21 protein-coding genes and 1 riboswitch are annotated in these 23,073 nt (G+C 37.3%); of the genes, 20 read left to right on the top strand and 1 reads right to left on the bottom strand.

Features of this window, described 5'->3' with window-relative positions:
- Nucleotides 1–329 precede the first annotated feature (329 nt).
- Together ACIQZA_RS09650 and ACIQZA_RS09645 are read left to right on the top strand one after the other, a co-directional pair.
- Entirely contained in the window at nucleotides 330–2,318 is a 1,989-nt protein-coding gene (locus tag ACIQZA_RS09650) for an ABC1 kinase family protein (RefSeq protein WP_402881381.1), read from the top strand.
- 467 nt (nucleotides 2,319–2,785) lie between these two features.
- The gene (locus ACIQZA_RS09645; protein ID WP_427494806.1) at nucleotides 2,786–3,979 is read left to right on the top strand and encodes a C40 family peptidase; all 1,194 of its coding nucleotides are present in this window, start codon (nucleotides 2,786–2,788) and stop codon (nucleotides 3,977–3,979) included.
- Between the two features lie 111 nt (nucleotides 3,980–4,090).
- Here the strand turns inward: ACIQZA_RS09645 and ACIQZA_RS09640 are convergent, their stop codons facing one another.
- Nucleotides 4,091–4,300, bottom strand: a complete 210-nt coding sequence (locus tag ACIQZA_RS09640) for a hypothetical protein (protein ID WP_402881384.1) — start codon at nucleotides 4,298–4,300, stop codon at nucleotides 4,091–4,093.
- Nucleotides 4,301–4,516: 216 nt separating this feature from the next.
- On the opposite strand from ACIQZA_RS09640, the gene ACIQZA_RS09635 reads away from it, so the two are divergent.
- The 18 genes from ACIQZA_RS09635 (at nucleotide 4,517) to ACIQZA_RS09550 (ending at nucleotide 23,061) form a co-directional block, all read left to right on the top strand.
- Complete coding sequence (locus tag ACIQZA_RS09635) at nucleotides 4,517–5,065, top strand: hypothetical protein (protein WP_400939947.1); 549 nt, start codon at nucleotides 4,517–4,519, stop codon at nucleotides 5,063–5,065.
- 208 nt (nucleotides 5,066–5,273) lie between these two features.
- Nucleotides 5,274–5,480: riboswitch (cobalamin riboswitch) on the top strand.
- 199 nt (nucleotides 5,481–5,679) lie between these two features.
- Nucleotides 5,680–6,228, top strand: coding sequence for a hypothetical protein (locus tag ACIQZA_RS09630; protein ID WP_402881442.1), 549 nt, complete (start codon nucleotides 5,680–5,682; stop codon nucleotides 6,226–6,228).
- Nucleotides 6,225–7,193, top strand: a complete 969-nt coding sequence (locus ACIQZA_RS09625; RefSeq protein ID WP_402881386.1) for an ABC transporter substrate-binding protein — start codon at nucleotides 6,225–6,227, stop codon at nucleotides 7,191–7,193. The genes ACIQZA_RS09630 and ACIQZA_RS09625 overlap by 4 nt, the downstream gene beginning before the upstream one ends.
- A gap of 471 nt (nucleotides 7,194–7,664) precedes the next feature.
- Entirely contained in the window at nucleotides 7,665–8,432 is a 768-nt protein-coding gene (locus ACIQZA_RS09620) for a tyrosine-protein phosphatase (RefSeq protein ID WP_402881388.1), read from the top strand.
- Between the two features lie 254 nt (nucleotides 8,433–8,686).
- The gene (locus ACIQZA_RS09615) at nucleotides 8,687–10,072 is read left to right on the top strand and encodes an MATE family efflux transporter (protein WP_402881389.1); all 1,386 of its coding nucleotides are present in this window, start codon (nucleotides 8,687–8,689) and stop codon (nucleotides 10,070–10,072) included.
- The gene (locus tag ACIQZA_RS09610) at nucleotides 10,072–10,908 is read left to right on the top strand and encodes a putative RNA methyltransferase (RefSeq protein WP_400939937.1); all 837 of its coding nucleotides are present in this window, start codon (nucleotides 10,072–10,074) and stop codon (nucleotides 10,906–10,908) included. The genes ACIQZA_RS09615 and ACIQZA_RS09610 overlap by 1 nt, the downstream gene beginning before the upstream one ends.
- A gap of 79 nt (nucleotides 10,909–10,987) precedes the next feature.
- The gene (locus tag ACIQZA_RS09605) at nucleotides 10,988–11,596 is read left to right on the top strand and encodes a lysophospholipid acyltransferase family protein (RefSeq protein ID WP_400939934.1); all 609 of its coding nucleotides are present in this window, start codon (nucleotides 10,988–10,990) and stop codon (nucleotides 11,594–11,596) included.
- 250 nt (nucleotides 11,597–11,846) lie between these two features.
- Nucleotides 11,847–12,311, top strand: coding sequence for a low molecular weight protein-tyrosine-phosphatase (locus ACIQZA_RS09600; protein WP_402881393.1), 465 nt, complete (start codon nucleotides 11,847–11,849; stop codon nucleotides 12,309–12,311).
- Between the two features lie 201 nt (nucleotides 12,312–12,512).
- Nucleotides 12,513–13,232, top strand: coding sequence for a YebC/PmpR family DNA-binding transcriptional regulator (locus ACIQZA_RS09595; RefSeq protein ID WP_142508569.1), 720 nt, complete (start codon nucleotides 12,513–12,515; stop codon nucleotides 13,230–13,232).
- Between the two features lie 161 nt (nucleotides 13,233–13,393).
- Entirely contained in the window at nucleotides 13,394–14,689 is a 1,296-nt protein-coding gene (locus ACIQZA_RS09590; RefSeq protein WP_402881396.1) for an arsenic transporter, read from the top strand.
- Nucleotides 14,690–14,950: 261 nt separating this feature from the next.
- Nucleotides 14,951–16,693 (top strand): methyl-accepting chemotaxis protein, encoded by a 1,743-nt coding sequence (locus tag ACIQZA_RS09585; RefSeq protein ID WP_402881398.1) that lies wholly within the window; start codon nucleotides 14,951–14,953, stop codon nucleotides 16,691–16,693.
- Between the two features lie 87 nt (nucleotides 16,694–16,780).
- Nucleotides 16,781–17,356 (top strand): YdcF family protein, encoded by a 576-nt coding sequence (locus ACIQZA_RS09580; protein ID WP_400939923.1) that lies wholly within the window; start codon nucleotides 16,781–16,783, stop codon nucleotides 17,354–17,356.
- 74 nt (nucleotides 17,357–17,430) lie between these two features.
- A complete protein-coding gene (locus tag ACIQZA_RS09575; RefSeq protein ID WP_402881401.1) occupies nucleotides 17,431–19,128 on the top strand; it encodes a M3 family oligoendopeptidase in 1,698 nt (565 codons plus the stop codon).
- Between the two features lie 235 nt (nucleotides 19,129–19,363).
- Complete coding sequence (locus ACIQZA_RS09570) at nucleotides 19,364–20,452, top strand: AI-2E family transporter (RefSeq protein WP_400939917.1); 1,089 nt, start codon at nucleotides 19,364–19,366, stop codon at nucleotides 20,450–20,452.
- 12 nt (nucleotides 20,453–20,464) lie between these two features.
- A complete protein-coding gene (locus tag ACIQZA_RS09565) occupies nucleotides 20,465–21,076 on the top strand; it encodes an NUDIX hydrolase (RefSeq protein ID WP_142508564.1) in 612 nt (203 codons plus the stop codon).
- Nucleotides 21,077–21,752: 676 nt separating this feature from the next.
- Nucleotides 21,753–22,217: a hypothetical protein gene (locus ACIQZA_RS09560; RefSeq protein WP_400939914.1), complete on the top strand. Its 465-nt coding sequence runs from the start codon at nucleotides 21,753–21,755 to the stop codon at nucleotides 22,215–22,217.
- A gap of 40 nt (nucleotides 22,218–22,257) precedes the next feature.
- On the top strand, nucleotides 22,258–22,431 hold the full coding sequence (locus ACIQZA_RS09555) for a hypothetical protein (protein ID WP_400939911.1): 174 nt from the start codon (nucleotides 22,258–22,260) through the stop codon (nucleotides 22,429–22,431).
- A gap of 18 nt (nucleotides 22,432–22,449) precedes the next feature.
- Nucleotides 22,450–23,061, top strand: coding sequence for an alpha/beta hydrolase (locus ACIQZA_RS09550; RefSeq protein WP_400939908.1), 612 nt, complete (start codon nucleotides 22,450–22,452; stop codon nucleotides 23,059–23,061).
- Nucleotides 23,062–23,073: the final 12 nt, after the last annotated feature.

Raw genomic sequence — 23,073 nt, 5'->3', positions numbered from 1 at the left:
AATAATTATTACAGATTTTCTGCTTATCCAAAAAATTATGGATGACATTATATAAGTTGATTGGAGTGGGGACTGGGGACTCCTTGGGGATCAGCAATAAAGGAACGAAGGCTAAAAGCATCACGTCCTGTGATAACGCCTTCGTGACCAACATCGTGTTGGCCCGAGACCCTGGAGCGCAGTAGATGTTTTCTGTGCGAAAGCCGCTTAAAACCATATCCTTTATTAAAGAACTATTTCTCGGGTCAACCGTTCTATACATTAAAAGAAGTACAGATCTTAATTTGTTATACTAGCAGTATTAGGAAGTAGCATCGGAGGTGACGCTGTTGATTTTTTTGAAATTTTTAATCGAACTCATTGTTGTATCAGTACTTATTTACTTTGTAAGTGGTCGATTAATTGGTTCAAATATTAATTTTATACGTAGGGTTCTTTCTGTAGTTATTAGTGTGACGCTTACGTCCTTTGTTTATTGGTATACCTATTTACGTCATACAGATTTTTTATACGAGCCAATGATGCAAACAGTGACAGAGGTCAGTACACTTGTTTGGATTGGCTGCATGCTACTAATTTCGATGCTGCTCTATCTCGTTTTTGAGCTTTTTGATCCAAGTGGTATGACAGCTAGAGATCGTCGGAATGGCAAAAAAAATTTATTATTGCGCCTTCGTAGTTACTGGCGACAGCAAAAGCGTTTGCGTCAGGTGTTAAAAATAGCAGTGACAAATGGCGTTGTTCAAACGATTAAATACGCAAGGCAACGAGAAAATGAAAAGGAGCTTGCTATTGCTTTAAGGATTACTTTGGAGCAATGTGGTGGGATATTTATTAAATTTGGTCAGGTACTTTCTACTCGTAAGGAACTGTTTTCGCCTATTTTTATTGACGAGTTAGAGAAGCTACAACATAATGTGAAGTCTTTATCGTCAGAGCAAGTAACCCAAATTTTAGAAGATTCACTTCCTAAGCCTATGAATGAAATATTTGCAAGCTTTCAAATGGAGCCTATTGCGGCAGCATCTATTGGACAAGTACATAAGGCACGATTGAAAAATTTTGATGAAGTCGTGGTGAAGCTGCTACGTCCAGAAGTGAAGGGAATCATGCGAGACGATCTCGATATTTTAGAGGAATTTGCCAATTGGCTTTCAAACAAATCTACATGGGCTGAGTCGCTTGGGTTTCGAGAGCTAGCTAAAGGATTTGGCGATGGGTTACGTGAGGAAATTCATTTAGATATTGAAGCTCGTAATACATTGCAGGTGACGAATGCTCTTACAAAAAGCGATTATAAGGTGAAAATTCCTAAAATCTATACAGAATATTGTAATGAAAATATTATCGTCATGGAATATGTACGGGGAAAAAGCGTTGCAAATGCTGCGGCTGAATTTAATCGATTAGAAAATGATCGTAGACAGTTTGCGCGGACTGTTTTATGTTCTTTCATTGAACAGATGCTTGTTTCGGGTATATTTCATGCGGATCCACATCCGGGAAATATTCAGATTGATGAGACGGATGGCACACCGATCCTTCTTGATTTTGGGGCTGTTGGTCGTTTGGGAGCTACACAACAAGAAGGCTTAAAGCTAATTTTAATGGGGATTCATCTAAGTGATTCAAATACTTTATTTGACGGCATAACGTTATTGGTTGAAAATGCAGATCATGCAGAGCGTGCAAAAATAGAGCAAGCAATTGATCAAATTCTCTTGAAAATTTCTTACGTTGATCGAATTCCGACAGAAGAATTAATACATGCGTTATTTACGGTTGTTCGTGATTTCGGTCTTACTTTCTATCCAGCAGTAGGTTTAGCGCTGCGTTCATTAGTAACATTGGAAGGGACATTACGGGTAATTGACCCGAATTTTGATATTTTCACGGAAGCGAAAGATTTTTCATCTGCATATATGCGAGCATCCTTCCTTAAGCCATTTAAAGAACCGATGGCAACGAAGGAACGTTTACAAGAAGAATTAGCAATGCTTATTCCGGCATTGCACAAAATGCCAAGACGAGTTAATCAGCTCATTCAACGGGTGGAGAGCGGAAAAATTACGTTACATCACGATGTTTTTTCGGATGAGGATAATGCTCGTTTTATTACAAATTTGTTTTCCCGTTTAGTCTTACTTCTCGTAGGTATTACCTTTGGGATTATTTCTGTAGCACTTTTAGCAATCTCGCAATTTATTCGTGAAGCGTACGCTGTTTACTTAAATACAGCTGCATACTTGGGATTGTTTTTATGTGCCATTCTTTTGGTACGCCTTTCTATCCAAGCGCTACGTTCTATGAGGCAATAGGAAGCACCAGCTTGGAGTGGAAATCAATCTTTGTTTATTGAAACACATTATTTATATCTATTCTTTTGCGACAAGATGAGGTAGGGGAAATGCTCCCTTACCTTTTTTATTTTAACTTCTTTCAGCAGATTCCGGATGCAATTATGTCGAGCCATAATGGATAAATGTTCTCGTGAAATATTACAAAAACATTACAAAACAGAAATTGGGTCTAATGGTAAAGTAGTTAAAAACGTTGTTATGTAGAATAAAACGTAGTTTTGTAGAATTTAATAGAATTTACATGAATATTACAAGAATGTTGCGAGTTTTACTAAACGATTAAAAAGCCGTGAAATAGTATAAAAGTTATGCTAATAATGCTAAACTTTAAAAGGCTAATAAAATATAAGAGAAATAAAACAATCGTTCCAGTGATTACATTAAAATACTAAGAGCGAAATTGACTAGTGAAGGGAAAGAATAACGTGGGTAAGCGCAATAAATGGCGTAAGTCGATGGTGCTAGCATTAGCACTAGCTGGCGGCTTATTATTTAATACAGTTCAACCAACCGTAGTGCACGCGGAAGAAACATCTCAACAAATGATTGATAAGAAAGCTAAAATAGATACAGAGGTTAAAAAGCTACAAGAAGAATTAACTAAACTACAAAAAGAGATCGATGAAAAAGTAAAAGTATTTAACAAAGTACAAGCAGATATTAAAGAAGTGGATGCAGATATTGTAGATACTAAAAAACGTATTGAGCAACGTTCAGCGATTTTAAATGATCGTATGGCTGCATACCAAGCTCAAGATAATACTGTGGGCGTTTATTTAAATGCTGTTCTTGAAGCAAAAAGCTTTGCAGATTTAATGGACCGTGTCGTAGCGGTAAAAACATTAATGGATGCTGACCAAGATTTAGTAGATCAACAAGAAGCGGATAAGGCTAACTTAGAGAAACAAAAAGCAACATTAGATGAAAAACAAAAAGAGCTTCAAAAGCAATTCCAAGAGCTTCAACAAAAGGAAAGCGAAATGGAAGTGAAAAAAGCTGAAAATGAAGCGAAATCTCTTGCGTTAAAGGCACAAATTGCAACGAAACAAGAAGAAGAACGTTTAGAAGCAGAACGTAAAGCAGCAGAGGAAGAAGCAGCTCGTTTACGTGCACTTCAAGCAGCTACTCCAGTAGTACAAGCAACAAATAACAACGTTAACGATAATACTAGTAACAGTAATACTAGCAATGCTAACAATAGTGGTAAAGCGAACAATGAAAAATCACCACAAAAAGTCGTTGTTGGTTCTGGTTCAGGTACTGCATCTTCAGGTGATGCAATTTCAACTGCAAAGCAATTCTTAGGCCGTAGCTATGTTTGGGGCGGCAGCAACCCATCAACAGGATTTGACTGTTCAGGTCTTGTACAATGGTCTTACAAACAAGCAGGCGTATCTTTACCACGTACAGCATCACAACAATATTTAGCAACACAACGTATTTCAGCAAGTGAAGCACGTGTAGGTGACCTAGTATTCTTCAGCTATGGTTCAGGCATAGCGCATGTAGGTATTTACTTAGGAAATAACACGATGATTGATGCTCAAAATAAAGGTGTTGTCATTGAATCACTTGATTGGTGGAATCAATATTTAGTAGGCTTCGGTCGTATTCAATAAGCCCTACTATTATATAGACGATTTAAATAGCGAAAAGGTCATCCTTGTAAAAAAAATTACAAAGATGACCTTTTTTTTATTTGACGGTATTTAAGGCCCTCCGAGTAAAAATCATACAGCCAGATATAGATCCATTAATTTAGGCTCGACTACTCGATGAATAATGAGTAAAATAGCATCTAAGATGAATAAATTTACATAAATAGATATATTTACTACAATATTACCTGTTACTAAAATGAAAATAGAGCCGATGTAAGGTATAGCATCAATTATCCATATAATGATTGTCATCGTTATAGCGTATTTCGCTGGATTCATAGAAGGCTAATTCCAATTATAAAGCTAACATGTAAAATGTGTCTTTATAGCCGAAAGAATTGTTTTCTTGCATATTGATACTCATTTCTGATAATTTTGAAATATAGTTAAACTGTTTGTGACTTTAGTTTCGTAGTAATAAAGTAACGAATGATAGAAATTATTACAATACTTACAAGTTTGTCATTTTTGCGTTCATAAAGGTAGGGATGAATCATGGAAAAAGAGATTTTGCAACTTTTTAGTAATTTAACAGAGCGTGACCTTGATATTCAATACAAATCATACGAAGAATTAATGAAAATTATGCAGGAACCAGTTGATTGGACATATTCAGTTTGGGAACAACTTGTTCAAGCTCTTACATATAGAAATGGACATGTACGTGCAAGTGCTGCACAATTTTTATGCGCATTGGCAGCAAAAAGTGATCCTGAAGAAAGAGTATTAGAGGACTTCTTAAAGATTTGGGCAGTAACGTATGATGAAAAAATAGAAACTGCTAGGCATACTTTGCAGGCGATTTGGAAAATAGGTTTAGCAGGGCAGGTACAAAGAGATTTAGTCGTGTCATATTTGGCGAAAAGATTTCAAATATGCTTAGACGAAAAGCACCCGACATCGATACGCTATGATATTATTGTATCTTTTAAAAAGCTATTCGATGAAACGAAAGACCCGAAACTACTAGAGATTGCACAGCGATTGATTGAAGAAGAAGAAGATGGTAAATGCAAAAAGAAATATAAGAATGCCATCCGTTAAAAGATGTAAAATAGCTGTTTTTACGCAAATGCTTTCGTTGAGAGATAGCTTTTATAATATCGATCTATGAAATATAATACTGCACGAGCAAATGAAAACACCCACGTGCATATGGTGATACCTGCATGATCTTTCCCATCGTTTTTGTTTATTCTAATTCCACATCTATTTTTTCCTATTAATCTATGATAAACTGCTTTACAAGTGAATAATTCTTGCAGAATAAGGGTGCTGAACTATAGCATAATCGGGAATTCGGTGAAAAACCGAAGCTGTTTCCGCAACTGTAAGTACAGGAATCATAAAGATATACCACTGTCGAATGATCTGATGGGAAGGTTTTTTATGACGCACAACATGATTGAATGTAGTGAACTGTACAAGCCAGGAGACCGACCTTTGTTTGAACGTATGATAACTCTTCGGAAGCTAGGAGAATATGCGGCAAATACATAGGCTATGCTGTGTCTATATGACACTATTTATGTTATTTTCGTTGTTTCCTTAGGAATGGGAACAACGTTTTTTTATGTACACTTATCTTTCACCGGAAGAAATCCTAAGAAGGTGTGAATAAAGTAGAATTTTTCACGATGGAAAGCGGGGACTTAGATTTGAAAAAAGATGCACGTTATTCTTGTTATCCATTTATGCGTGAAAAGGCATCAACGGTAGATTTTGAAATTCGAACGGATAGCCTTACAACACATATTGGCGTCGCTTTAGCGGTGGTACAAAAGGAAACAGTGGAGGTAATATCAGATGATTTACTAGCTATTTTACCAATGGCTTACCATGTAAATGGGTCAGTTCGAGGTAAATTGGCGGTAACCGAAGATGATTTGACTTGGCTAAGTGATCGCTATGATTTCTATGTTAGTCATGTTCAGGATGAAATACAAAACTTTGTATTACCTCAAGGGACAGGGGCTGCTACTGCATTACATGTATGCCGTAGTGAGGCGAAAAAATCATACCGTGTTTTGCACAAAGTATCTGAAGAACGGGAAGTACCTGCTATTCTCTTTGATTATTTAGGATTGCTAGCCAATGTGTTTTTTGTAATGGCTGTTTATATGAATCAGCATGCTGGTATTGCTGAAATACCGTTTATTAGTAAGTCATACCCGATGAAAAAGAAAAAAGGAGAATCAATGAAATGAAGAAAATGTTTAAGCTACAATGGCTTTCTGTGTTGATGCTGGCCCTCGTATTAGTGGGCTGTGGCACGAAAGAGGATGCAAATAAAGAGATTGTTTCTAAAGAAGATCAACAAGTTGAGAAAACTACTAGCTATAAAGTTAAGGATGACCGTGGTGTAGAAGTAGAGTTTAATGCAGTACCTAAAACTATTGTTTCATTACAACCGAGTAATACAGAGATTTTATTTGCGCTAGGCGTTGGCGATAAAATCGTAGGTGCAACTGAGTATGATACGTATCCAGAAGAAGCGCAAAAAATTGAGCGTGTTTCTACTTCTACAACATTCAATAGCGAGCGTATTTTAGCTCTAAAGCCAGATGTCGTTATTGCCTATACAACTGGAGGCAAAGATGAAGAAAATTTAAATGCATTAAAAGGCCTTGAGGATGCGGGTATTAAAGTGTTTGCCATTCAATCAGCTAAATCATTTGATGATGTTTACGGGGATATCGAACAAGTCGCAACGGTTATGGGCATCAAAGATAAAGGCGACAAGTTAAATGAAGATATTAAAGGTAAAATTGCAGATGTCCAAGCGAAAGTTAAAGATGTGAAAGAACTAAAAAATATCTATTTAGAAATTAGTCCAAAGCCAGACATCTATACAGCTGGTTCTGGTACATTCCAACAAGAAATTTTAAATGCTGCAAATGTTAACAACGTTTTTGCTGACCTTAAAAGCTGGGGAAAGGTATCTGAGGAAGATATTATTGCGAAAAATCCAGCTGTCATTTTAACAACAGTAAACTATGTGAAAGACCCAGCGGCAGAAATTCTTTCTCGTGATGGATGGAATTCAATCACTGCTATTCAAAATAAAGCGGTTTATTCTATAGATACTGATATTTCAAACCGTCCGGGTCCGCGTATTGGCGAAGCAGTTGAGTTAATCGCAAAAGCAGTATACCCTGAGTTATTTAAATAGTTTATATTGAAAAAGTGTATTTTGAAGCTGTCCTTTATGGGCAGCTTTTTTGATGATCGGATAAGGTGGATAACTGCTCCGCTATGATGAAAAAGTGAACAGGTGAAGTGGATAACTGCTCCGCTATGATGAAAAAGTGAACAGGTGAAGTGGATAACTGCTCAGCAATGAAGAAAAAGTGAACAGGTGAAGTGGATAACTGCTCCACTATGATGAAAAAGTGAACAGGTGAGGTGGATAACTGCTCCATTATGATGAAAAAGTGAACAGGTGAGGTGGATAACTGCTCCGCTATGATGAAAAGTGATTAGGTAATACGGCCATATTCTCCTATTCAATAAAGCATCGCTTAAATCCCCTCATCGCTTTTGAAGTAGTGTATGACATTTCCTAGTCTGAAAATTGGTATTATATCGGATTGTTTTATAATATAGAAGTAAGAATGCTTGCTAACAGAGAGAGGTGCAGTGAGTGAAACAGTTTGATATGAAGATTGTTCCGTTTGAAGCAGTTTATAATTTTCGTGATATGGGTGGTTATAAGTCGAGAGATGGACGTGCCGTTAAGAATGGTTTGATTTATCGTTCAGCAGCACTTGGTAAAATGACGAATGCAGATAAGGAGCTATTTAAAACGCTTGGTGTGAAAACAATTTTTGATTATCGAGACGACCATGAGGCTCAAAATAATCCTAATCCGGTATTCCCATATGCCGAGTATCTTCAAATACCAGCAAAGGGAAATCATGCTTTTGAGATGCCTACAAACACTGGTGGAAAAGATTTTTATAAGGTTGTAAGCCTAGAGATGTTCCGAGAGTTTTATGCGCAAATGCCTTTTAATAATGACTCGTTTAAAAAGTTAATAGCAACGATTCAGCATCCTGAAAATTTAGGGCTTGTTCATCATTGTGCGGTCGGAAAGGATCGAACAGGTATTGGTAGCGCACTTATTTTACTTGCTTTAGATGTACCTGAGGAAACAATTATGGAGGACTATTTAGATACAAATGTACATCTACGTCCCTTAGTAGAACGAATGGCTCAGACAATTCAGCCAGGTTATAGCGATCAAGAATTGCAGCAATTTTATGCTTTAATGTCGGCCCGTGAGGACTATTTACAAGCGGCATTTGATGCAATGGATAACCGATATGGCTCTAAGACCACTTTTTTAGAGCAAGAGTTTGGTTTAACAACAGAAAAACGTAAGCAATTGCAGGATCATTACTTAATATGATATGAAACCCTTTCGCATAAAATTATGAGAGGGGTTTTTACGTATTATACTAGCTTTACAATATTTCATTATAAAAACTCTTTACACCTTAAAAATCTATGATAAGATACTATATATTTTTATCCCGCTGTAACGAGTAGTCATTTAACTGTACCGAAAGCGAAGCGTTAGGTACAAAACTCTCATCACAAAATTGGTAGCGGGAAAATTAACCGCACGTAAAATCTTTATGAAGCGTATAGGAGAAGTTGAAATTGTCAGATACAGTAAGAGAAAGTGATTTAAAAGAGACAAGTAAGTTAAGCTTGTTCCATTTAACGTGGCCGATATTTTTAGAAGTATTTTTATTTATGTTAATGGGACTAGCCGATACTTTTATGCTCAGTGCTTTATCAGATAATGCAGTATCAGGGGTTGGTGCAGCCAATCAGTATATTCATATTGCAATTTTAATACTTGAAGTAGTTGGTAATGGTGCTTCCATTGTTGTATCTCAATACTTAGGTTCAAGGCGCTTTTTTGAAGCTGCGAAAATTTCCGCTTTAGCAGTAACGATGAATTTGATCGTTGGACTAATGATGAGTGTCTTATTTTTCTTCTTTTCGAGTCATTTAATGACCATGATGAACTTGCAAGGGGAAGTGCTTAAATATGCCCAAAGCTATTTAGTGATCATAGGAAGCTTTATTTTTTTACAGGCAATTATAAATGCATTAGCAGCGATTATCCGTGTACATGGATGGACAAAGCAAACGATGTATGTATCACTAGGTATGAATGTGTTACACGTTGTATTAAACTACGGTTTAATCTTTGGTAACCTAGGATTACCGGAGTTAGGTGTAAAAGGAGCGGCAATTTCCTCGGTTGTAAGTCGGGGATTAGCGGTTCTTGTGTTTTTCTGGCTGTTGTATCAAGTCATGGAAGTAAGAGTAAAGCTAGAGTATTATTTCGAGTATTCAAAGGAATATGTTCGAAAAATATTAAATATAGGCTTACCGTCAGCATTTGAGCAGGTGCTTTATCAGTTTTGTCAGATTGTCTTCCTTTATTATGCAACGTATTTAGGCTCAGAGACACTTGCTGCAAGACAATATGCTATGAATATTTCGATGTTTACATATTTATTTGCGATTGCAATCGGGACGGGCACAGCTATAATTATTGGGCGAAATGTCGGTGCTGGTAAAAAAGATCAAGCTTATCATCAGCTTTGGTTAAGTGTACGAGCAGCTTTTGCCTTTACGATAACTATGGTTGTAGTTGTGACGATATTCCGTAAGCAACTTATGCACGTTTTCACTGATAATTCAGAGATAATAGCTATCGGAGCATCTGTCTTAGCATTAAGCATTCTACTTGAAACAGGGCGTACAATGAATATTGTTGTTATTAACTCGTTGCGTGCCTCAGGGGATGCAAGATTCCCGGTGAAAATCGGTTTCTTATCAATGGTATGTATGAGTCTTCCACTCGGGTACTTGTTCGTATTCGTTTTACATTGGGGGTTAGTAGGTATTTGGCTAGCGATTTCAGCAGATGAATGGATGCGAGCCATTATTGTATACTTTAGATGGAGAAGTCGTAAGTGGGAGCGTTTTGCACTTGTTTCACCTACAGAACAACAGGAGGCGAATTAATGGGAGCACTTTCTAAAAGAGCTGCAGGGGCAGCCTTAATGGATAAAAATATAACACTTTTTGCTTGTCCAATTTGTCAGGAGTCAATGAGTGTATTTGAGCAAGGGAGATTAGTATGTTCCTCAAATCATTCTTTTGATATTGCCAAGCAGGGCTACGTCAATATGCTGACACATGGTGCGATTTCTAAGTACAGTAAAGACCTCTTTGAATCTCGAAAAGCGGTTATTGATAGTGGCATCTATGATTTAATAGAAGAAAAAATCAGAGAGCTAATTGCAAGTGCAGAAACCGTGCTTGATACAGGGTGTGGTGAGGGTTCGCATTTAGCCCGTATTATGAAAGATAAAAAAGGTAACAGTATTGGCATAGGTATTGATATAGCGAAAGAAGGCATACTTGCTGCATCCCGACATTATCCAGAGCAAATTTGGTGTGTTGGTGATTTAGCGAAAAGTCCATTTGCAAAATCAAGCTTCGATGCCATATTAAATATTTTATCACCTGCCAATTACGAAGAGTTTAAACGTTTATTAACCGAGAATGGTTGTGTTGTTAAGGTTGTACCTCAAAGCGGGTACTTACATGAGCTTCGATCACAATTATATGCGGATTCTACTAAAGAGTCCTATTCGAATGAACAAATCGTTGCTCGCTTTAAAGAAAGCTTTGCCGATGTTTATGTAGAACGTATTACGTATACGGTACCACTAGCTACAGAGCTTGTACCAGCACTGCTTGAAATGACACCGATGGGCTGGCATAAAAAAGAAGGAGTCAATATCCGGTTAACTGAAATTACGATTGATGTTGATGTATTAGTGGGAAGAGTCTAGTTATTTCACATGCAATTGCGATATACTGGTCTTTTCGATTACAATGGATATAACTATTGAATAAGGTAGGAATGAAACAGTGTATAAATTTATAGCAAATGTTGTTAAAGTGATATTAAAATTAACGGGTTCAAAGGCGCGTGTATATGAGGAGCAAAACTTACCGAAAGAAGGTGGGTTTATTATTGCATGTACACACACAGGCTATGTTGATATTTTAAACCTTGGAGTTTCAATGGCTCCTCGAGAAATTCACTTTATGGCTAAAAAGCAATTGTTTGATACAAAAGGCATTGGCTGGCTTATAGAGCGTTTAAATGCCTTTCCCGTTGACCGTGACAATCCAGGACCAAGTGTTATTAAAATCCCTTCACAGTTATTGAAAGAGGGTAAAATCGTAGGTATTTTCCCATCTGGTACACGAAATGCTGAGGGTTCGGATTTAAAGCAAGGTGCGATTACAATTGCACAGCTATCTAAAGCTCAAATTGTACCAGCCGCTTACATTGGTGCTCGTAATGCTGGGGATGTTTTTAAGCGTGGAAAAGGTTATCTAATTTATGGAGAGCCGTTTTATGTAACTGGAAAAGGTAAAGAGGGACGCGAGGAATTTACTCATCGTCTTGAACATGAATTAGTAGCGTTAACTAAAGAGTTAGAGAAGCGTGTTGCGGCAGAAAAGAGATAAAGTGAAACATATTTAAAGGAGGACTCCCTGTGAAGATACAAGCCTTCACAACCTTTTGAAGTGGGGTAGCTTCCTAACGGTTATATGCTGGACAACTTAGAAGGCACTCAGAATCATTGATTTTGAGTGCTTTATCTTCATTTAGCAAATGTTTTCTGCGCGAAAGCGAAGCGACAGCAGCAAATGTTTTCTGCGCGAAAGCGACAGCCACAGTTACGCGAGTGCGAAATTGATTGAGGAGGATATAAAAATGATTCGAGTACTTTTTGTATGTTTGGGGAATATATGCCGATCACCAATGGCTGAAGCGGTCATGCGTGATTTAGTAGAAAAAGAGCATTTGAGTCATAAAGTCGAAGTAGATTCGGCTGCAACAAGCTCTTGGCATATTGGTGAACCTCCTCACAGAGGAACACAAGAAAAGCTAAAAGAGTATGGCATCTCAACGAAAGGGATGCAGGGCCGACAATTACAAAAGGCTGATTTTGAAAATTTTGATTACATTATTGGCATGGATGAAAGCAATATACGTAACATCCGAACGATGCTTGGTAATCCTGATTCTCCAAAGATTTTCCGCTTTTTAGATTTAACCGACCATCAAAAAGACGTGCCGGATCCATACTATACAGGAGATTTTCAAGAAACCTATGATTTAGCCTTAGAAGGCTGTCATGCACTTTTAAAAAAAATCAAAGTAGAAAACCAATTATAAAGTGGCTCTAAGTGAAATAATTTTTTACAATTAATGACTTAATAAAGTCACCTTAAACATTGGGATATCTAGCTTTGCAAGCATATTTTGTGTTATTATTTGCAGAGTAAAGATACATTAAGTATTGAATCACCATTTACAGATGTGCCAGTGTGCATCTATTATTTTGATAAACTTATAATTTGAAAGAGAGTGGAAACTATGGGTCGTAAGTGGAACAATATTAAAGAAAAGAAAGCGTCTAAAGACCAAAGCACAAGCCGTATCAATGCAAAATTTGGACGTGAAATTTATGTAGCAGCTAAATCAGGTGAGCCAGATCCTGAATCAAACCGTGCCCTTAAAGTTGTTCTTGAACGAGCAAAAACATACAGTGTTCCTAAACATATTATTGAAAAAGCAATTGATAAAGCGAAGGGTGGCGGCGATGAAAACTTCGACGAATTACGTTATGAAGGTTTCGGACCAGCTGGTACTATGTTAATCGTTGATGCTTTAACGAATAATGTTAACCGTACTGCTTCTGATGTACGTGCTGCATTTGGTAAAAATAATGGGAATATGGGTGTCAGTGGATCTGTTGCCTACATGTTTGATTCAACAGCAGTAGTCGGTTTAGAAGGTAAATCAGCAGACGAAGTTCTTGAAATTTTAATGGAAGCAGATATTGATGCTCGTGATATTCTAGAAGAAGATGAGGCTGTCATTATTTATGCAGAGCCAGACCAATTCTTTGCTACACAAGAAGCTTTAAAAGCAGCTGGTGTTCAAGAGTTTACAGTAGCAGAGCTTTCAATGATTCCACAAACAGAAGTAGCATTAACTGGTGACGACGTTGCGAAATTTGAAAAATTAATTGATGCATTAGAAGATTTAGAGGATGTCCAAAACGTTTACCATAATGCTGATTTAGGCGAATAATATAAACAATAAAACCAGTAGCTAAAGCTACTGGTTTTCAACTTCTTTCAGAGGGTGTCAAAAGGCGCTTCGCTTTCGCGCAAAAACATCTACAGGCCTAAGTACAAAGCCGATTTCAGACGTAATTAGGTCGAGGCATAATTGATTTAGGGAGGAAAACGGTGCAAGCTTTATTAGCGATTGCTATATTTTTAGTAACTTTATTTTTTGTAATAGTGCAGCCACGAAAAATATCGATCGGCTGGTCTGCTTGTATTGGTGCTGCAATTGCATTGACGCTCGGGGTTGTTACTTGGCAAGATGTTGTTGAGGTAACAAGAATTGTTTGGAATGCAACGTTATCGTTTATAGGGATTATTTTTATTTCACTTATTTTAGACGAAATAGGATTCTTTGAATGGGCTGCCCTCCATATGGCACGCATCGCAAAGGGGAATGGTATCCGCTTATTCATTTATCTTTCCTGTCTAGGTGCTGTTGTTTCAGCGTTATTTGCAAATGATGGTGCAGCTCTAATACTAACACCAATCGTTCTAGCGATGATCCGTAAGTTAAATTTAACCGATAAAATGGTCTTTCCATTTATTATTGCAAGTGGCTTTATTGCAGATACAACATCATTACCGTTAGTCATTAGTAATTTAACAAATATTGTGTCGGCAGACTATTTCGGTATTGGATTTATGGAATATTTCTTACATATGCTGATACCGAACTTAGTTTCTTTACTGGCAAGCATTGCTGTACTTTATATAGTCTTTCGTCGTTCGATTCCAAAAGAATATTCACTTGAGGCAGTTGATAATCCAAAGCTGGCAATTCGTGATACGAGATTATTTTTATTATCATGGTATGTAATAGGGATATTATTAGTTGGTTTCTTGACGAGTGAGTTTTTCAAAATTCCTGTGTCATTTATTTTATGTGGTGTAGCAGCTATTTTTTTCTTGCTTGCGCGACGTAGTCATATAGTAGATACAAAGAGAGTTGTGAAAGGGGCACCGTGGAATATTGTGTTCTTTTCTATCGGTATGTATGTGGTTGTTTACGGCTTGAAAAATGTAGGGATGACAGGATTGTTAGCAAATTTATTTGAGCACGCGATACAGCAAGGGTTGATGGTATCGACAATAACGATGGGGTTTGTAGCAGCGATTTTGTCAGCTATTATGAATAACCTACCAACTGTCATGATTGATGCATTAGCTATTGCTGAAACTAGTGCAACTGGCGTTATTAAAGATGGGCTTATTTATGCAAACGTCATTGGAACTAATTTAGGTCCTAAAATGACACCGATTGGCTCACTCGCAACATTGTTATGGCTCCATATATTGGCGCAAAAAGGAATAAAAATTGGCTGGGTTCAGTATTTAAAGATAGGTATTATTTTAACAATCCCAACTCTTTCAGCTACTTTAATAGCTTTAGTGGCTTGGATAATCATCCTATCATAGGTAAATACGATAAAATCAAAAAACTATTTTTCTATCAGGCATATCTCTATAGAAAGATAGTTTTTTCTATGTTTCCAGCTCATCGGTTGGCCTCAGGAAAGTGCCCAGCCTACCCATCAGCGTTCTGATGAAAAAGCATATCTGGGTAAAAGGGCGAATAATTCATACATAAATTACGTTTTACCCATTGTGAAAAAATTCAAATCATAACATAATATAGATTAATAGTCATGGTGACAAAGAGGAAAGGGGGGCTAAAGCATGAAGTTTTTACATTCGATACAGGGGAAACTAATTATTATTTCATTAGCACTATTAATTATTCCTAGCTTAGTTATAGGTTTAGCTAGCTATAATAAAGCCAAAAAAGGTATGGATGATATTGGTGAACAAGTTATTAAAAATAGTGTTGAATCTTCTTTGCAATTAATTGAGCTTGCGAATGAGAGTGTTAAGAGGGGCGACATTCCTTTAGAAGTTGCACAGGAGCAAGTGCGTGAGGCACTTCTAGGACCAAAGGATAATGAAGGGAAGAGGCCAAGTAAATATCCTGGAGACTTAGGGGAGTATGGTTATATATATGCTTTAGATGAAAAAGGGACATTTCTAGCCCATCCGACTCGAGAAGGGGAAAACCTATGGGACGGTAAAGATAGTAACGGCAATTACTTTATTCAGGAAGTAACCAAAAAAGCACTTGCTGGTGGGGGATTTACACAATATGAGTTTGAGCTACCGGGTCAAGATGTATTAGCTGATAAAATAATTTATTCTGCAAAGGATCCTAATTGGGGCTGGATCATTGCATCGGGTACATATATGCAAGACTTTAATAAAGAGGCTAATTCATTATTACTCGTTATTGGTATTACATTATTAGGTGCCATCATTATAGGTACTGCTGTTGTCATATTGGTTTCAAGACATTTAGCTTTACCGGTGCGAAAGTTATCTAAACGTGTACGTGAGGTAGCCAAGGGGAATTTAACTGTAGAAATTGAAAACCTACAACGTTCAGATGAGATTGGTCAATTAAATGAAGGATTTAATGAAATGGTTGATCAACTGAAAACATTAATTACAGATGTAGAGGAAGCTATTGTAGAAATTCAATCGACATCGTCAAATTTAACATCTGTGGCAGAGGAAACAAACGCTTATGGAGATGAAATAGTAAAAGCGATAAATGAGGTCTCGGACGGTGCGGTAAAGCAAGCTTCAGATGCTGAGGATACGAATAGAACTGCCATTGATTTTGCCCAGCAGATTGAGGTTTTGCATGACAAAAATGAAGTAATGCTTGATGCATCTCAACATATGAAGCGATCAAATCAAGAGGGGCTCTTAAATTTAACTAGTTTAAAAGAGAGGTCACACGAGTCTTCGGAATTGATTAATAATGTTTATGCAGTATTTAATAGCTTAATTGTGAAAGTAAGAGAAATTGAAGGCATTGTCGGTACCATTACCGAGATTTCTGATCAGACGAATCTACTTGCATTGAATGCATCAATAGAGGCGGCTAGAGCTGGGGAGCATGGCAAGGGCTTTGCGGTAGTTGCTGAGGAGGTACGTAAGCTAGCGGACCAAACATCTGTAGCAACTGAGCTAGTGCGCACAACTTTAAAGGGAATCGAAAGTGAAACTAATTTAGTGAACGATGAGATGAAGAAAACAAATGTCATTGTTCATCAGCAAAATGATTCGGTTGCTATCACAGAGTCGTCCTTTAAGGAAATTGAATTGGCCGTAGAGAAAATTATTTCTGTCATTGGAGAAATGACTGCGGGAGTAGAATATTTGAATGGCTCAAAGGATAACATTATGCAATCCATCGAAAGTATTGCAATGATTAGTGAGAAAAATGCTGCTGCATCTGAGGAAGTAACAGCATCTGTTGATGAACAACAGCGTGCCATTCAGCTTGTTAGTGAATCTTCCAGTGACTTAACAGATGAAATAACGGCGTTACAGGAATCTATTAAGCGCTTTATATTAAGATAATTAATCAGGATGTTTGTACAGTAATTCTAGTACAAGCATCCTTTTTCTTTGTTTAAACGTTAGTAAAAGGTAAGGGGGGGAATAAATGTGAGAAAATGGGTAATTAGATTAGGGGTCGTACTGCTTGCTATTTGTATAGCTGTTTATATTTGGCTTGGTGAGGAGATGAAACAAGGTTTCCAGCCGGCTGCAAACGGAACAGCTACATACATGATTGTCCTGGGAGCGAAGGTAAAAACGGGTGGAATCCCATCGCTTTCATTGAAAAATAGATTAGAAGAGGCTGTAAAGTATTTAAACAAATATCCTCATGTAAAAGTAATTGTTTCAGGTGGGCAAGGGGCGGATGAAGATAGGACAGAGGCTTCAGTAATGTTTAAATATTTACAGGACAAGGGTATAGATACTAACAGAATATTAGTAGAAGACCAATCTACTTCAACTTATGAGAATTTACTATTTTCTAAAGAACTGTTGCCTAAAGGAACTAAGAAAATCACGATTCTCTCTAATGATTTTCATTTAAAGCGTGCAAAGTATTTAGCTGAGTCTTTAGGTTTTGAAGTAGATGTTGTTGCGGCAAAAACGCCAAAATCAGTGGAAATAAAGTTAAATTTACGTGAAAGGGCAGCATTATTAAAAACCTATATAATTGGCTATTAATTTGTTTCTTAATAGTATAGATTTGGCATATAATAGAAATATCACGGGGTAAATGACAGAAAGAGGGGACTTCTATGAAAATGTTTAAAGACTATGAATACAGCCGTCCAAAAATCGAGGCTATGAAAGAGCAACAATTATCCTTAATTGGTGAATTTAAAAATGCTCAAACGATGGACGAGCAAAGTGAAATAATTGAGAAATTAAATGGATTGAGCAATGACTACGCTACAATGGCAAACCTAGTATACATTCGTGCTTCGATTGATACAAATGATGAATTTTATCATGCAGAACGCGATTATTTTGATGAGGTTGGACCAGAGTTGGAAGAGGTAACAACAGAATATTATAAAGCGCTAATCGTTTCACCATTCCGTGAGCAGTTAGAAGAAAAATGGGGTCAGCAATTATTTGATTTAGCAACCTATCAAATTAAAGGCTTTGCACCAGTAGTCATTGATCTAATGCAAAAGGAGAACAAACTCGTTTCAGAATACAATAAACTTGTTGCTTCTGCGCAAATTGACTTTAATGGTGAAACATTAACGCTTGCTCAGCTTGGACCATATGCAGAGTCTACTGATCGTGTAGTGCGTAAGGCGGCAACGGATGCACGCTTTGGCTTTTTTGCGGATCATGAAGAGGAATTTGATCGACTTTATGATGAGCTTGTTAAGGTGCGCCATGAAATCGCTGTTAAATTAGGCTATAAAAACTATGTCGAGCTAGGTTATATTCGAATGAATCGCATTGATTACAATGCAGATATGGTAAAGAAGTTCCGCGATCAAGTTCGTGATTTAATCGTACCTATTGCCACAAAATTATATGAACGTCAGGCAAAGCGTATTGGTATTTCTGATTTTAAGTTCTATGATGAAGCATTCAACTTTGTATCAGGAAATGCTACACCAAAAGGCGATCCTGAATGGATTGTAGCGAACGGTAAAAAAATGTATGAAGAGTTATCACCCGAGACTGGTGAATTTTTCAACTTTATGATTGACCATGAATTAATGGACTTAGTGGCGAAGAAAGGAAAAGAGAGTGGCGGTTATTGTACATTTATCGAAAACTATCACTCACCATTTATCTTCTCGAACTTTAATGGTACTTCAGGCGATATCGATGTGTTAACACATGAAGCTGGACATGCTTTCCAAGTCTATTCAAGTCGTAACATCGGAATCCCAGAATATTTATGGCCAACATATGAATCTTGTGAAATTCATTCGATGAGTATGGAATTTTTCACATGGCCATGGATGGAGCTATTCTTTAAGGAAGACACAGAAAAATATAAGTTCACACACTTAAGTAGTAGCTTATTATTCCTTCCTTACGGTGTTGCAGTTGATGAGTTCCAGCATGTGATTTATGAAAATCCGAATATGACACCAGCTGAACGGAAAGCTGCGTGGAAAAAAATTGAGGAGACCTATTTACCACATCGTGACTATGATCATAACAGCTATCTAGAAGCAGGCGGTATATGGCAACGTCAAGGACATATTTATTCAAGTCCGTTCTATTACATTGACTACACGTTAGCGCAAATTTGTGCATTCCAATTCTGGAAACGTTCACGTGATGAATTTGAAGCTGCTTGGAAGGACTATGTTCATTTATGTGGTTTAGGTGGCTCTATGTCCTTTACGAAGCTTGTGAAAGAAGCAGGCTTAATTTCACCATTTGAGGACGGCTGTGTTGAATCGGTCATTGGTGATATTGAAGATTACTTAAATTCAGTAGAAGATATAAAATTATAAACTGTTACATTATAGAGCATTAGTGAAAATTTGCGACACTCCTGTTGAAGGCAAGCCATGCGAGCCACCTCAGATGCTTTAGCATTTGAGGGGCTCGCTAAAATAGCCTGTTGGAGGGTTGCGAATTTTTTAGTTTCAAAAACTCTTTTGTTTTGACAATAAATAATAGAATACTTGCGAAATGGTTAATATATAAGTAGTATTTTCAGTAACTGTGATAAAGGAAGTGAAGAAAGTGACGAGGAAAGTTTGGTTTCAAGTAGGGGTAGGGATTTTACTTGCTCTACTAGTCATTAAATATTTTATAGAGATTCAATGGATTTTTTCGCCGCTAGTAATTATTTTAAAGGCTATTTTTATACCTTTGTTACTTGGCGGTGTTTTGTATTATGTTACGGAGCCGATTCAAAGATTTTTAGAGAAGCGTAAATTTCCAAGATGGGCAAGTATATTAACGATAGTCATTGGACTAATAGCGCTTGTTGGTGGCTTTGGTTGGATCGTTGGTAATCCGATTGCAGTGCAGGTAAATAATTTAATGAAAAATGTACCACAGATTAGTGCTAGTATTCAAGATGCAGCTGATTATGTGTTAAAAATGTTTGAAAACAAGGATAACTTCCCGCCACAGTTAAAAGATTTTATCGACAATATGGCGAATTCTGTGCAGGATATTGCTGTTGTGGCAAGTAAGGGATTAGTATCGTTTTTACAATCAGTTGTTTCTGTTTCTTTATTAGCTATTTTAATTCCTTTCTTCTTTATATTTATGTTGAAGGATCATGAAAAATTTGCACCATCCATTTATAAATATTTTAGTGGTGAACGTCGTGAATGGGTGAAGAAAACATTAAGTGAAATTGATGGTGTTTTACGTAGCTATATACAAGGACAACTGCAAATTAGTTTTTTACTAGCACTCATTATGTATGTCGGGTATTTAATTATAGGTCTAGAGTATTCGTTGCTTCTTGTTATATTTGCTTTCTTTATGAATATGATTCCGTTTATTGGACCATGGATCGCCTTTACACCTGCACTGATTGTGGCTGTTATGCAGGATCCAGTGTTAGTTATATGGGTGTCTGTTGTCACGCTCGTGGCGCAGCAAATTGATAGTAACTTTATCACGCCTAATGTAATGGGGAAATCGCTCGATATCCACCCGTTAACAGTTATTACAGTTATTTTAGCAGCAGGTAATATTGCAGGCTTCATTGGGATTATTATTGCTGTACCATTTTATGCAGTATTAAAAGTGATTGCATCCAATATTTATGATGAACGTAACGTGATTAAGAAAAAGGCTACGAAGTCGGTATAGGAGTCGGAAAAAATGGAACAAGAAATTGTGAAAGTTTTTAATGAGCAACATGAACAGATTGGGATAGCAACGAGAGCTGAGGTACATGAAAAAGGACTATGGCATGAAACATTCCACTGTTGGCTTGTCAATGAGGACTATATTTATTTCCAAATCCGTAGTTCACAAAAAAAGGACTACCCGGGCTTGCTTGATATTACAGCGGCAGGGCATCTATTAGCTGAAGAGACAGTAGAATCAGGAGTTCGTGAAGTGAAGGAAGAGCTAGGACTCGATGTCGACGTACATGAAGTTGTTAAAATGGGCATGACATCTTGTAGCATCGTTTCGGAAAACATGATAGACAATGAATTTTGTCATGTTTATATATATCCATTCAAACATGATTGGGAATCATTTGAACTGCAGTATGAGGAAGTGTCAGGAGTCGTAAGAGCAAAGCTCGATGAGGCAGAAGCATTCTTTTTAGGAGAAACAGCTACTCTGAATATAGAAGGCTATGAATATTTCCCTGATGGTCAACGAGTGAAAATTGTACGCCCAGTAAGTACAGCACAATTTGTCCCTTACCGTGAACTATACGTTGCCCATGTTATTCAGTTTGTAAAAGATAAAATGTTATGAATTGTGAAGGATAGATAAATTCTTCCATAAAATTCAAACATAATTGTAAAAGGTAAAATCCGCTTCGCTTTCCGTGGATAAGGTATGAGTCGCATCGGTGCGCTCTTGCTCTATCCGCAGGAGTCTAAGTGGATTTTTACCTTTATAGTAGAATGGTTAGGCTTTGACTTCTTGTCTAATCATCAATTTTGTTAAAGAGTATGCCGTATATAAGTTGATCTTTGTTCCTACTGGGTGACTCCTTTGGGATTAGCAATAGAGGAAAGAAGGCTAAAAGCGTCATGCCCTGTGATAACGCCTTCTACGATATAGTGATGTGATTTTCTAATTTGGGTCTCTCATCGTAATTTAGGGATGGCATTTTGTTAAAAACCTATGCTATGCGAATAAGTTGATTGGAGTGGAGATTGGGCGACTCCTCGGGGATTAGCAATAGAGGAACGAAGGCTAAAAGCATCACATCCTGTGATAACGCCTTCGTGACCAACATCGTGTTGGCCCGAGACCCTGCAGCGAAGCGAAGCGGCTCATCGGACGCCCCCAGGAAAGCGCCCAATCGGAACGGAAATCAACCCACACCTTATGGACATTTTTAGTACTGCCTATTTTACTTCAATATAACAGGAAGAATAAGTTATACTAAAAGAGATATTAAATAGAAAAGGAGCATTTTTATATGCTAACATTTGAACAAAAGCAAGCAATCATCGACTCATTTCCGGAACTTACGAAGAAGGAAATTTCATTAAAACGCTTAAATTATCACTTTATGGATAGCCTTTACGAAAAGACTATTGTTGTGGAAAAGCTGCATCCAAATGGCAACGGCTTCGTCTTTGTTGGTGATCTATTGCGCTACGAGAAAGAAGCAAGCGATAAAGGTCTAGTCAATATTCGTGACTACGATGAACAACAACTTCGTGAAATTATTGAAGATGCCATTCAATATTTATCGGAAGAAGAGGAAGATCAAGAGCCGATTGAAGAGATTTGGCAAAATCGTGAAGGTATTCAATTAAAGATAGCCTTTGAACAACGTTCTTGGAATGTTTATCATGGTGAAAATTTAGAGGAAGCCTTTGGTACACAAGAAGCTGTGAAAGAATATTTACTAGAAGAAGGTTTTCGTAAAAAGAAATAAGTAATTCGGGGGATAAGAACGAATGAATGGGAAAAAAATAGTGGGAATAGTTATTGTTGTTGTTATAGCTGTTTGTTTATTTTCTGTATTTACGATTACGAAATTTTATAAAGACCATGAGGAACAGCCAAACCGTGAAAATCGAGAAATTAATAAGTCAAAGAGCTTGAATTTAATTTTGCCACAGGCTACAATTATCTCGAATTCAAGATAATCGAGAGGTGGACTGTAAATGCAGCACGTTTTTCATAAAGGAACAGATGAAACAAAACCGATTTTACTACTGTTACATGGTACAGGTGGAAATGAACAAAGCTTAATAGGCCTTGCAAAGGAAATTGATGATACAGCAAGCATTTTAAGTGTCCGTGGAAATGTCCTTGAAAATGGTATGCCACGCTTTTTCCGTCGTTTAGCGGAAGGTGTTTTTGATAGAGAGGATTTAATTTTCCGTACGAAGGAATTAAATGACTTTTTATTAGAAGCAGCACAGCAGTATGGATTTGACCGTAATCGAGTGGTTGCTATCGGCTACTCTAATGGCGCCAATATTGCTGCTAGCCTATTATTCCATTATGAGGATGCTCTGGCAGGTGCAATACTGCATCATCCAATGGTGCCTAGACGTGATATTGAGTTGCCTACACTTTCTTCAATCCCTGTCTTTATCGGTGCTGGAACGAATGATCCAATGTGTACGGCTCAGGAATCTGAGGATTTAGAGGCACTTTTATCGTCGGCTGGGGCAGATGTGACAACTGTATGGTTTAATTATGGTCATCAGCTAACGATGCCTGAGGTAGAAGCCGCAAAAGAATGGTACGACCGTATTTATTCAAAATAAAAAATCCGCAAC

Origin of the sequence: Lysinibacillus sp. NPDC096382 (assembly GCF_044762845.1) — a bacterium.
Taxonomy (GTDB): domain Bacteria; phylum Bacillota; class Bacilli; order Bacillales_A; family Planococcaceae; genus Lysinibacillus.
This window is presented reverse-complemented; position numbering and strand designations above follow the sequence as displayed.

Bases quoted from the DNA above. Each gene is read 5' to 3' on its own strand.
- ACIQZA_RS09640 (WP_402881384.1), bottom strand. From the start codon at position 4,300: ATGAATCCAGCGAAATACGCTATAACGATGACAATCATTATATGGATA.
- ACIQZA_RS09635 (WP_400939947.1), top strand. From the start codon at position 4,517: ATGGAAAAAGAGATTTTGCAACTTTTTAGTAATTTAACAGAGCGTGAC.
- ACIQZA_RS09625 (WP_402881386.1), top strand. From the start codon at position 6,225: ATGAAGAAAATGTTTAAGCTACAATGGCTTTCTGTGTTGATGCTGGCC.
- ACIQZA_RS09610 (WP_400939937.1), top strand. From the start codon at position 10,072: ATGGGAGCACTTTCTAAAAGAGCTGCAGGGGCAGCCTTAATGGATAAA.
- ACIQZA_RS09600 (WP_402881393.1), top strand. From the start codon at position 11,847: ATGATTCGAGTACTTTTTGTATGTTTGGGGAATATATGCCGATCACCA.
- ACIQZA_RS09595 (WP_142508569.1), top strand. From the start codon at position 12,513: ATGGGTCGTAAGTGGAACAATATTAAAGAAAAGAAAGCGTCTAAAGAC.
- ACIQZA_RS09585 (WP_402881398.1), top strand. From the start codon at position 14,951: ATGAAGTTTTTACATTCGATACAGGGGAAACTAATTATTATTTCATTA.
- ACIQZA_RS09575 (WP_402881401.1), top strand. From the start codon at position 17,431: ATGAAAATGTTTAAAGACTATGAATACAGCCGTCCAAAAATCGAGGCT.
- ACIQZA_RS09565 (WP_142508564.1), top strand. From the start codon at position 20,465: ATGGAACAAGAAATTGTGAAAGTTTTTAATGAGCAACATGAACAGATT.
- ACIQZA_RS09560 (WP_400939914.1), top strand. From the start codon at position 21,753: ATGCTAACATTTGAACAAAAGCAAGCAATCATCGACTCATTTCCGGAA.
- ACIQZA_RS09550 (WP_400939908.1), top strand. From the start codon at position 22,450: ATGCAGCACGTTTTTCATAAAGGAACAGATGAAACAAAACCGATTTTA.